Source organism: Rivularia sp. UHCC 0363, assembly GCF_034931125.1.
Taxonomy (GTDB): domain Bacteria; phylum Cyanobacteriota; class Cyanobacteriia; order Cyanobacteriales; family Nostocaceae; genus Rivularia.
In genome coordinates, this window is record NZ_JAYGHM010000061.1 from 36611 (window position 1) to 48038 (window position 11428).

Here is an 11428-nt window from a genome sequence, read left to right on the forward strand (position 1 = left end):
TTGCTGTGTATCCAAAGGTTTAAAGATTTTAGATTTGCGATTTATATAGAAATTCCACGAGTTTCAATCTAAAATCTAAAATCTAAAATTGCCTCACAACTACGAATCACGAATTATTAATTAGGGTTTTGGGTAATGGGGTTGTTCGGTAGGAATTGGTGGATGTATTTCAAAAGTTGTTAGCGGTCTATAGCTGTACTCTGAATCTGATTCTTTTTGAATGTGTTTTTTGATTGCATCTAAATCAACAAAGCAGTCAGCAACATCAATTAAGCTTTCGCTTGTCATTGAGCGCAAACTAACTACTTCTACTCTGGAACCTTGGTAGGAAACTGCATTTACTGCATAAGCTAAATCTCCATCACCACTTACTAACACCGCAGTATCGTAGTAAGGAGCCAAATTCATCATGTCTACAGCAATTTCTACATCTAGATTGGCTTTTTTGGAACCATCTGGGAATTGCACTAAATCTTTGGTAATCACCCGATAACCATTCCGACGCATCCACAACAAGAAACCTTGCTGTTTTTCGTTGGTTGGATCTACTCCCGTGTAGAAGAATGCACGCAACAATTTTGAATCTTTTGCTAAGCAGCTAAGTAATTTGGCATAGTTGATTTCAATCCCAAGCTGCAATGCTGCATAAAATAAGTTTGCACCATCAATGAAAATCGCGACTCTACCGCGATTGGGACAAGTAAAAATAGTCCCGTCTGGGTAAAGGTCTGGTGTATCCATGTAATCTTCGGGAACATCGGGGACGCTCGGAACATCAGGGACTATCAAATTTGGTCTTTGATATTCCAACTGCTGTCTGATTGGCCTTTTTGGTTTGTTTTCTTTGGTAAAAGTATTAATAGTCATTGATACCTCTGAATGTCAAAGCAAATAATTTATTTGAGTTGTCGCGAAAGCTAGATAAACTGGGGGATTTCTTAATCCTTGAATCGAAATTGTTTTAAGTAATATTTTCTTACTTTACATATGCTAAACACAGTATTCGGCATATTTGCTAATAATTCGGGAATAATCGAAATTAGCAATTAGTCCAAAGAAGGCTTTGACCACCGATTACAACACTGATATCAACGAAAGTTGGGTAAGTAATATTACAGGTTGACAATTCATTTTAAAGGTTATAACTCAAAAATGTCGGTTTTGTGGATATTAATAAAACTAATCAACAAAATCTCTGTAAATATACGGTGATAATTTTACTGACATCAGATTTTATAATTACCCGAAAACTATAAATAAACTTCATATTATGTGATGTTTCTCAACTTTTTTGACAAATTGCTTGGAATTAAAGCAGTAAAACATGATTTTACTCAGTTTTATGTAATTGGATGTAAAGAAAAATTTAGTTCTCAAACATTTGATTATTCGTATTTACTAGCTATCCGGCGTAATTTGAAGTTATTGTGAGTGACGATCGCCTCTTAACCTCAAATTGTTTTTGTTAGAGATTTATCCTATATCTCTGTATTTAAACGCAAATAATCGCCTTTTGTTCTTGATTTGCTTCCCACTCAAAAAAAATTGGTAGAGATAATACCGATCCTCAATAAAGTTCAGCTTAATATTACTTAACAATTCAATAAACAGCTTTTACATTTGGGCTAATAATCAACCCAAATATTAAGCTTAAAATTACAAAGAATCGGCAACACCATCGCGATATTTAACTTAACTATCTGGGTCTTCCGAGAGTGGTGATGTACAAAACAGCTTCCGAAGCAGGAATACCCAAAACTTCATTTACCTTGTCATCAAAAAAGCCACCGATCCCGCTAACACCCAAACCCAAGTGAACCGCACTTAAATTAATTCGTTGTCCTAACTTGCCAGCATCCATATGTAGATAGCGGTAAACGCGATCGCCATATTGAGCAACGGCAGTTTTCAGGTCAGCAGTATGAAAGACCACAGCAGCCGCATCTCGTCCCAAATCCTGACCCAAACAAAGGTAATGCAATTCTCTGCGAAAATTTTTAAAGCGGATTTGACGCAACTCTTGGGCTTTGGGAGCGTAATAGTAACAACCTCTTTCCAAACCTTCTACTCCAGAAACAGCAATAAAGGTTTCAATTAGATTTAAATCAAAATAATCTGGAGAACTATCGAAATTTTGGTTAATGTAATTTTGGGGCTGGTAAGTGAAATCGAGTAAAGCTTTTAACTCATGAAATTGCAGAGTTTCACCATTAAAAGCACGAGTAGAACGACGTTTGAGAATAGTTTCCTCTAAATCTTCGAGTTTTTTGCCCCAGTAAATGGGTTTTGTCGCGGTAGAAACTTTATCGCAAAAACTAAAATTGTATTTGTCCTCAAGTGACTTATCCTGTTTGACCTCCGGTAGATTTAACTTACCACTCGTACCGGGCTGAATCTGCGTCGCACAGTGGAAATAATCGAGTAGTTCTCCATCGGGAACTTGAGGATAATTGGTTTCGGTAGCCGAAGGTAAAGCAGTACGCGCACTGCTCCAATCTTGCTCATCCCCTTGCAAATCCGCTAAACCAACAACTGCGATCGCGCCTTCCTGTTTAGAATCAATATAAAGTAGTTCGTTGACATCTTCATCAACAAAACCGCCGATTAAATGGGGACGATAGCCAGTAAGTGCGCCAGCTAATTCGATATTACTCAAAAGATGACCCGTATCGAGAAAAATCCGCCGATAAGCTCGATCTTCATAACGCCAAGCCGAACGATAGAAAACAGAAGTGATCGCAATTGCGAGATTCGTGCTTTGTAGCGAAGAATGTTCCAAACAAGCCGATTGCAACTTTTGCCAAACATCACTTTCCCAATAATGCATTAAGGAATGAGTCCGACATTGATAATTGTACAAACCAGGAGGTAAAAGCGACGTACCCCTAGAAATCAAATACATCTCCGCTGGATACAAACCTCCCGCAGAAGGTGCTGCACGCAGGTAAACCGTACTTCCCATTGAAGGCATTCTTGCAGTCAAACCGTAGCTGCAAAACAGCATTCGGGAAAGTCTCTGCCACCATTGCGCTTCCGAGTTATCTGTAAATGACTCCGGTTTTTCTTTGATATAGGGTTTTAAATCAAAAGTAGAACCGATTTTGTACTCTTTAAACGGTACGGGTTGTTTCGCCCAGTCTAAGCCTTTATTTTTGGCTGATATCGTTTCTGGGTCGTATTTAGTACGTTCGTGGTAGTGCTGAGCGATTGATTGACGTAATTCTGGCATAATTTGTATACGCTTGCGCTAAAACATATTTTGGCATTCCTAAAGGTCATTATTTCGTGATAAAAAGTACAAAGTTTAGTTCTTTTATTGTTTTGTAAACTTTTATGAGTGGGAATAGGGCATTGGGGATTGGGTATAGGGCATAGGGCATGGGATATAAATATATGATTTTTAACCTTTAATTATTACTTTTTTTTAAGAAATAAATTACCGAACACTTCAATATTTCTAAAAGTACATCCGGAGATTTTCTTTTTCCACAAAAATAATAAATAGGACGTAAGAAAATACATCCTTATACCGTTTATGTACAAAGATGCACTTAATTCAGCCTACGCAGGTAGGCTTTGTAATATTAGCCCCAGCCTTCTAGGCTGCGGGTATTTTTGTTGAGATACGGTATTTATTTCTCTTGACCGCTAAGCAATATTACAGGATTATATCGATCGCAAAATTTATGAATTACCCTTTTAATTTAATATTAAATGCCCCATTTCTTGTTCCCATTAACTATTCTCAGAATTCCTCGGCTGTGGAGTAGGTGTTACAGGTCGCGAACGAAATTTACGTTTGAGAAAATAGCCTGCTGCAACCAAAATTAATAAATATGGACTGTAAACGAGCAACCAAATACCTAACTTCATCAATCCGACAGTAAATTCACTTAAAGAACGAGTCGAGTTATTCCATGAATCTTGAATTTGTGCAGGTAATCCAGGTTGATTATTAGTACTCGAAACTGCTGCTTGTAAATTTAAAGTAATTGTGGAGTAAGCAACTTGATTTTGTAAACTTTTTAATTGAGCGGTAATTCGTTCAATTTGTTCTCGGACGTTACTAAGTTCTTGAGCAACACTGAGAATATCTTTAACAGAACCCGATTTATCCATAATTTTCTGCAAATTACTTTCAGTTCTGCGTAAATTGCTCAATCTGGCTTGAAAATCTACTATTTGTTCCCCGACATCTTCGGCGCTAATATTACGACTTTGTACAGTTCCTAATTCGGCTAATTGATTAAGAGTTGTTTCCAAAACATTTTGCGGGACTCGCATTTGCACTGTAGCGTTAGGACGAGAGTAGGAACTATCAAGCTGTGTTTCTTCTAAACTGAGTAAGTAGCCTTTTTGTTGATTAATGATTTTCTCTACAGCATCAACGCTTTGATCTAAAGAATTAACAATTACAGTGATTGTAGCTTTTTTGATTAACTGTGGTTTTTTAGTTGGTAGTTCTTTGGTTACTTGGGCAACATCCGCAACTTCTTGAACTGCATCAGATGAGACTATACTTTGTGGTGCGCTCGATTTTTCATAGGACTCAGAAGCGCAACTTGTAAATATTAAACTTCCTAAAAAAAGACTCAGAAATAGACTTGCTTTACCTGTTAATTTCGGAAAAAACTTGGTGTATAATTTCAACATAATAGGAGTATTAATACTTATTAGATTTATAGTGAATTTACTATTATCTTGATTTAAGATAGCTTAGGAAAGACTATATAGCTACAAGTCTTGAATCAAGTATTCAATTTAAAGTTACTGAATGTAACAAGGGGTAATAGTCCTACCCCTGTTTATTAAGTGTAAGTAATGACTATTATTGATTTTTAGTCATCTTCCCCAGGTAAAAAGTTAAGACAGCAATTTTTTTCATAAAAAACTCAAATTATAGTCTTTAGGTGGTTTCTAAATTCCCCATTCACCTGTTTAATCAATAAGTAACGCTGGGGATTTTGATTATAAGTATGAAAACCACGCAACTTGGAAAAAGCGGTGTTTCTGTAAGCGCGATCGGTTTGGGTGGAATGCCAATGTCAGTTTATGACCGTCCAACCGAATCGGAATCAATTAATGTGATCCATCGTGCCTTGGACTTGGGTATTACCTTTATTGACACTGCCGACTCTTACTGTAAAGATGAATCGGACAAGCATCATAACGAGCGATTGATTTACAAAGCTTTACAAACTTATAAAGGTGATACAAGTAACGTTGTTGTCGCGACAAAAGGAGGTTTGATGCGTCCGAATCAAAGCTGGGCTCGCAACGGTAATCCAGAACATTTACGGGAAACTATTCGAGTTAGTTTTGCGGCATTAGGCGGTAATAAACCCATCGACATCTGGCAATATCATTCACCAGACCCAGATTACAGCATCGAAGCATCTCTGACACCTGCAAAAGAAGCTCAAGAAGCCGGAATGATTCGTGAGATTGGGGTTTCCAACTTTTCAGTAGAACAAATTGAGCAAGCACAGGATGTAGTTGATATCGTTTCAGTGCAAAATCAATATAGTCCTTGGCAGCGACAGTCAGAAACAGATGGAGTGCTAGAATATTGCGATCGCGAAGGTTTAACTTTTATTCCTTGGAGTCCATTCGGGGGTCGTCGTCGTCACGAGAACTTAACAAATATTCCGGCGATCGCCAATTTAGCTCAAGAAAAAAACGTATCGGTATATTGTATCGTTTTAGCGTGGTTACGTTCCAAATCCTCTTGTATTTTGCCGATTCCCGGTGCTAGCAAAACCAGCAGTATTGAAGACTCAGTAAAGGCTGCTGAGATTACATTATCCGCAGTCGAAATCCAAAAAATCGATAGAGAAACTTTATAGCATTCATACTTTTTATTTGTACGTCACCGTTTCAAGATCAATAAAACTTGCAGGAGTAAGAAATTTTTATATTGTTTCTTATGACTATTTTTTTGTAAAAGTTTTCAATGAAATACTGTAAAGTTTCATTTGATTAGCTAACAGGTTAAATAAATTAATCGAATCAATAAGTGAGCAATTTTAAGTTAAAAATAAATTAATTTGACATTAACTGGTAAATACAGTTTTTAACTTTTATTTAATGGGATTAATCAAAATAATATGTGTTCCATATATCATTTTTTTGACTTGATTTACTGCTAAATTAAGTAACGGGAATTGCAAAAACATCTAGAACATCTACTTATGCAACCACTTAGAATCGTATACAATACAATCAATAATAACGAATCTTACCGTCGATTCACCAAAAATTCCTTAGTAATGAACTGGGGATGGCTGATTTCTTTTTTGATGATTTCTATCTTTAATGGCTGGATGGTAAATGTATCTTCGGTACAACCAAGATTTTTAGATATACAAGAAACATTATTAAAACAAATAATAGTCATCTATTTTGCAGTTTTTCCTTTAGCAGCTACCGTTTATATATTTTTTAAAAATACTAAAGTATTAGTATTCTCGATAATTGCTTCGCAGACTATTTTAGCTGTTGCATTATGTTACATACATCTACCAAGTTTTAGCCCATTATTTTTTGGATTTTTGGGTTTCAATATATTTTTATTCATATTTTTATTAATTTTTGTTTGTAAAACACGCGGATTTGTAGTTCCTCTTTTTATATTATTTTTTTCTATTGTATTAGTAGTAGGTGGTCTAGGTAGACTAGCTTTTCATTTAGTTTGGTATTGCAACTTAGTTGTAACCGTAAACAAATCTGGAAGACGGTTAAGAAGTATACTTAATAGTTTTGATGCCGCAATGGTAAGTTTAACCGGAATTGCCGCAGTCGGCTTAGCAATTGGATGGATAATGGGCGGTTTTTCGGCATAAAAAATCTCCCTATTCCCTATTCCCTACTCCCTTAATTACAAATTACAAACCACAAAATAATTAAGTAACCACTTTGCGGTAAGATAAAAAGTCTGCAATCAATCAGGATGCTTATCCCACAAGACGCAATTATGGCTCGGATGTATTACGATTCGGATGCTAATTTAGACCTTTTAGCAGGAAAAACCATAGCGATTATCGGCTTTGGTTCTCAAGGTCATGCCCACGCCCTCAATCTTAAAGATAGTGGCATGAATGTAATTGTTGGACTATATCCGGGTAGTAAGTCCGCAGCTAAAGCAAAAGAAGGTGGGCTGACTGTTAAAAGTGTGGCTGACGCTGCCAAAGCTGCCGATTTTATCATGATTTTGTTACCCGACGAAGTGCAAAAAACCGTTTATAAAGAAGAAATTGAACCTAATTTAGAAGAAGGAAACGTTCTAGCGTTTGCTCACGGATTTAATATTCACTTCGGACAAGTTGTACCACCTGATAATGTAGACGTGGTAATGGTCGCACCTAAAGGTCCGGGGCATTTAGTACGTCGCACTTACGAACAAGGACAAGGAGTACCTTGTTTATTTGCAGTTTATCAAGATAATTCCGGTCAAGCGCGGGATAAAGCGATGGCTTACGCGAAAGGAATCGGTGGAACCCGTGGTGGTATTTTAGAAACCACCTTCCGCGAAGAAACCGAAACCGACCTATTCGGCGAACAAGCAGTATTATGTGGTGGTTTGAGCGCTTTAATCAAAGCCGGTTTTGAAACCTTAGTCGAAGCAGGTTATCAACCAGAATTAGCGTATTTTGAATGTTTACACGAAGTCAAATTGATTGTTGACTTAGTTGTAGAAGGTGGATTAGCCAAAATGCGCGATAGCATTTCAAACACTGCTGAATATGGCGACTACACCAGAGGACCGAGGATAGTAACTGACCAAACCAAAGCAGAAATGCGTAAAATCCTCAAAGAAATCCAATCTGGTGAATTTGCACGGGATTTCGTGGTTGAAAATCAATCCGGTAAGCCAGGATTTACCGCTATGCGTCGTCAAGAATCCGAACATCCCATCGAAGCGGTTGGTAAAGATTTACGAGCCATGTTTAGCTGGATGCAGGAAGCATGATTTAAGTTAGGAGTTAAGAGTTAGGAGTTAAGAGTTAGGAGTTAGGAGTTAATAATTCTTAACATGAATATCCTTTTAAAAAGATAATAAATCGTAAATTCGTAGTGCGTGTGCGTAAGCGCAGATTCACGAAGTGTGTCCAAAGAACAGCATCTTGCTCGCTAGGTGCAATCAGTGAGCGAGACGCTCCCACTACAAACAAATTAATACCTCCAAGGATGCTTTCATTTCTCACTTTTAACTTCTAATACTGTTTCTGTATAAAGATGCACCGAATTCAGCCTACGCAGGTAGGCTTTGTTTGGGTAGCCCCACTCTTCCGTCTTTGAGAGCAATTTAGCCAGACTCATACAGAATTGGTATAACTCCTAACTCCTTATTTCCCTTTCTTCTCCGCTTCTTCTATAGCCTTATTAGTTCGTTCGTTCGGTTTGAGCTTTGACTTCCAAGTCGGGAATAACCCAAGTAAATTTTTATTGATGCTTTCGCGGGTATTTAAGCTTGCAGATTTCATGGGTTCGGGTAAAACACTATCGCCGATACCGACGAATAGTATAAATATTAAAAGTATTAATATAATCGGAGGCTTCTTCAACATTTTTTTATATAAAAGCGTTACACGTAAATAAATTATTAATTAATTGTTTAATTGATTTAGTTTATTCGCTCTTTATTGCTTACTGTAACAGTATATACAAGTAGATTTTGATTATCTTCGTTTTATCAACTGATAAGCTGATACCATTTTCTTTTAAAGATGCGCCGAATGTAGTCCACGCACCATCTAGGCTTTGTTTGTGTAACCCCACCATAGCTAGAGTGAGGGTGATTTGGCTTATTTTTCCCGAAGGTATGTTAAAAGACTTGTATCACACAGAGTCAAATACCGAAATTCCGATGAAACCAAATACTGCATCCAAGCTTAAACGGATATTTAGCGGATTAACAACTTTAGTCTTACTTTCCTCAATTGGATTAAACAGTCCAGCTAATTCACAGCAGCAAAATACAGAACTTTTACCTTTCTTTGATAATCAAGATAACCCGGTTCCTGTTAACTATCCATCAGGAGCTAAATTAGACATTACACCACCTGCACCTCAACTAAATTCATTCGATAAAGCAGTACTTAAAACTTGCGGTCCCATAGGTACGCGAGTTAGCTCGAATCAGTTTAAACAGCTTTTATCAAATCACCCAGAAGTATTAACCAAAATTCAACAAGCTACCAAAGGTGAATTGCGTCCGGGTCGTAAAAGTAAGTCAGAATTTTTACAAGACTTAACCAATGTTTGGTTCAAAAATAAAGGTTTTGAACATATATTCTGTGGTGAAATATACAATGCAAATGATATCGGCGGATTGCATTTTGCTGGTAGATATTTACAACTGCAACAAGAAAAGATTGCTGGAAGACTTCCGGTAAATCCTGGAAGACAAGAAGTTGTTCCAGGTGTAATTTATACAATGGGTGTAATTATCAAACAACCCAATCGCACCATAAGAGATGATATCAAAGGTTATGGTTATTTATCTAACGCTGAAGAACTTTTGGTAGATGTAACTAAAGTATTTAAACAGCAAGAAAATCTCGAAGGAGCCTGTATATATCAACAGTTAGACCAAGAAACAGGAAAAACTTTTCCCACAGTTTTCGTAGCAAAGAATCAAGGAATTATTACCTTTTATCCTGATGCGACTCCGAAAGGGAAAAAGTGTAAAGTTTAGGAGATAAGGAAACAAGGGAAAATATTTATAATCCAAAATCCATTAACGCGAAAGCGTCTTCCCTCAAAGTAATCTAAAATTTTTAACTCCTAACTCCTAACTGTTCACTGATAACTGTTAGGACGTTTTTCATACATTGGGTTTGCGGCTTCTAACTGTGCTGCGAGGCTAATGATAGTTGCTTCTGCGGTTGGTTTGCCGATTAACTGTACCGCTATGGGTAAACCTTTGTCGTCGAAGCCGACGGGAAGCGATATTGCAGGTTGTCCGGTTGCATTTGCTGCGGGACAAGGTGCAATCCATCGAACTATGTTTTCAAATGTTTCTTCGGGACTCAATGCACCCCATTCAGCAATACGGATAGGTGAATGTAAATAAACTGGCATTACTAATACGTCTATGTTGTCGAAAAACATGACGATTTTTCGCGCTACCATCTGCATTTGGTAGACTGCTCGCAGGTATTCACCAGCAGAACAACTTCTTGCTAATAACCAGCGATTTAGAGGTTGTAAAACTTCTGGGGGAACTCCAGAAGCGGCTACATTGCTTTGCCAAACTATTTGAAATGGTTCTATTAAACCACTGATGTCCGGACATTCTTCTTTTACTGTATGACCAAATTCGGTTAATAATTTAACAGTTTGCATCACACCTTGATGACAGCTAGCGTCTGCTTCTCCTAAAGGGGGAATACTTGTACAAAAAGCAATGCGAAGATTTTCTACTTTTTCTTGACTAGCAGTTAAAAATGATTTTTCGGGTTCTGGCAACCAGTAGGAATCCCCTGTAACATAGCCAGACATGGCATCTAACAAAGCGGCTGCATCGGCTACAGTCCTTCCTATAGGCCCATTTGTAGCAATACCGTTGAGGCGATCGCCAACTGGTGCGTGAGTCACTCTTCCTCTAGATGGTTTGATACCAACTAAATTACAACAAGCCGCAGGCCCCCGAATCGAGCCGCCACCATCAGAACCTTGGGCGATCGCACACAAACCTGCTGCAAGTGCCGACGCAGCCCCACCGCTGGAACCTCCAGAAGTATATTCTAAATTCCAAGGATTTCTAGTTGGGGGAAAACCCGTAGCTTCGGTGTAAGGAAATGAACCTAATTCAGAGCTTGCCGTTTTACCTAATACAATAAATCCGGCTTGTTTAATTTTTACAACTACACCATCATCATAATCCGGTACATTACCAAGTAATGCTGCATTACCGTAACTGCAAGGAACACCAGCAACTGGATTCAGGTCTTTAATTGAAATTGGAACTCCGAAAAATAACGGCAAATCTTCAGTTTGTGCCAGCATTTCGGTTTTAACTTTCGCGTCATCAATCGCTTGTTCTGCCGTAACAGTAAAATAACTTCCCAACTGCGGATTAAACTGTTGAATGCGTTCTAAATATAATTCCACCAACTCCAGCGGCGAAACTTCCTTACGACGGATTAATTCTGACTGTTTTAAAGCTGGTGCGAACGCTAAATCAACTTGATTCATTGATTTTAACTACCTCGAAAACAAAAATTTACCGTATGGGAGCAAACAAACTTGAATTCTTTACTCTTGCTTGCAATCCCCATACAATCTAAGTTTGGGAGCAATTGCAAGAGTACGATAATCCAGTTTAACTCAGTTTTTGTAGCCTGGATATCTTGTTACATTTTTATTTATCCGAAATACTGCTGAGAATTTGTATGTCAGATTTAACAGAAGCTTTAGCTTGTAG

General features: G+C 37.7%; 9 protein-coding genes. 4 read left to right on the forward strand and 5 right to left on the reverse strand.

Annotation, left to right across the window (positions count from 1 at the left end; all coding sequences use genetic code 11):
• Positions 1–120: 120 nt before the first annotated feature.
• The 3 genes from VB797_RS26860 to VB797_RS26870 all read right to left on the reverse strand — a co-directional run bounded on the left by VB797_RS26860 (position 121) and on the right by VB797_RS26870 (position 4653).
• Positions 121–741: an NYN domain-containing protein gene (locus tag VB797_RS26860; protein ID WP_416350940.1), complete on the reverse strand. Its 621-nt coding sequence runs from the start codon at positions 739–741 to the stop codon at positions 121–123.
• A 955-nt stretch (positions 742–1696) separates the two neighbouring features.
• Positions 1697–3229 carry a SagB/ThcOx family dehydrogenase gene (locus VB797_RS26865; protein ID WP_323240824.1) on the reverse strand — a complete coding sequence of 511 codons (1533 nt, stop codon included), beginning with the start codon at positions 3227–3229 and terminating at the stop codon, positions 1697–1699.
• A gap of 506 nt (positions 3230–3735) precedes the next feature.
• On the reverse strand, positions 3736–4653 hold the full coding sequence (locus VB797_RS26870; RefSeq protein WP_323240825.1) for a DUF4349 domain-containing protein: 918 nt from the start codon (positions 4651–4653) through the stop codon (positions 3736–3738).
• Positions 4654–4976: 323 nt separating this feature from the next.
• Here VB797_RS26870 and VB797_RS26875 point away from each other — a divergent pair, with 323 nt between their 5' ends.
• The 3 genes from VB797_RS26875 (at position 4977) to ilvC (ending at position 7969) form a co-directional block, all read left to right on the forward strand.
• Positions 4977–5846 (forward strand): aldo/keto reductase, encoded by an 870-nt coding sequence (locus VB797_RS26875; RefSeq protein ID WP_323240826.1) that lies wholly within the window; start codon positions 4977–4979, stop codon positions 5844–5846.
• Positions 5847–6191: 345 nt separating this feature from the next.
• Entirely contained in the window at positions 6192–6842 is a 651-nt protein-coding gene (locus VB797_RS26880) for a hypothetical protein (RefSeq protein WP_323240827.1), read from the forward strand.
• Positions 6843–6973: 131 nt separating this feature from the next.
• Positions 6974–7969 carry a ketol-acid reductoisomerase gene (ilvC, locus tag VB797_RS26885; RefSeq protein WP_323240832.1) on the forward strand — a complete coding sequence of 332 codons (996 nt, stop codon included), beginning with the start codon at positions 6974–6976 and terminating at the stop codon, positions 7967–7969.
• 376 nt (positions 7970–8345) lie between these two features.
• On the opposite strand, the gene VB797_RS26890 is transcribed toward ilvC, so the two are convergent.
• The gene (locus tag VB797_RS26890) at positions 8346–8567 is read right to left on the reverse strand and encodes a hypothetical protein (protein WP_323240828.1); all 222 of its coding nucleotides are present in this window, start codon (positions 8565–8567) and stop codon (positions 8346–8348) included.
• 299 nt (positions 8568–8866) lie between these two features.
• On the opposite strand from VB797_RS26890, the gene VB797_RS26895 reads away from it, so the two are divergent.
• Entirely contained in the window at positions 8867–9697 is an 831-nt protein-coding gene (locus tag VB797_RS26895) for an EndoU domain-containing protein (protein ID WP_323240833.1), read from the forward strand.
• Between the two features lie 104 nt (positions 9698–9801).
• Here VB797_RS26895 and VB797_RS26900 read toward each other — a convergent pair whose 3' ends face one another.
• Entirely contained in the window at positions 9802–11199 is a 1398-nt protein-coding gene (locus VB797_RS26900; RefSeq protein ID WP_323240829.1) for an amidase, read from the reverse strand.
• Positions 11200–11428: the final 229 nt, after the last annotated feature.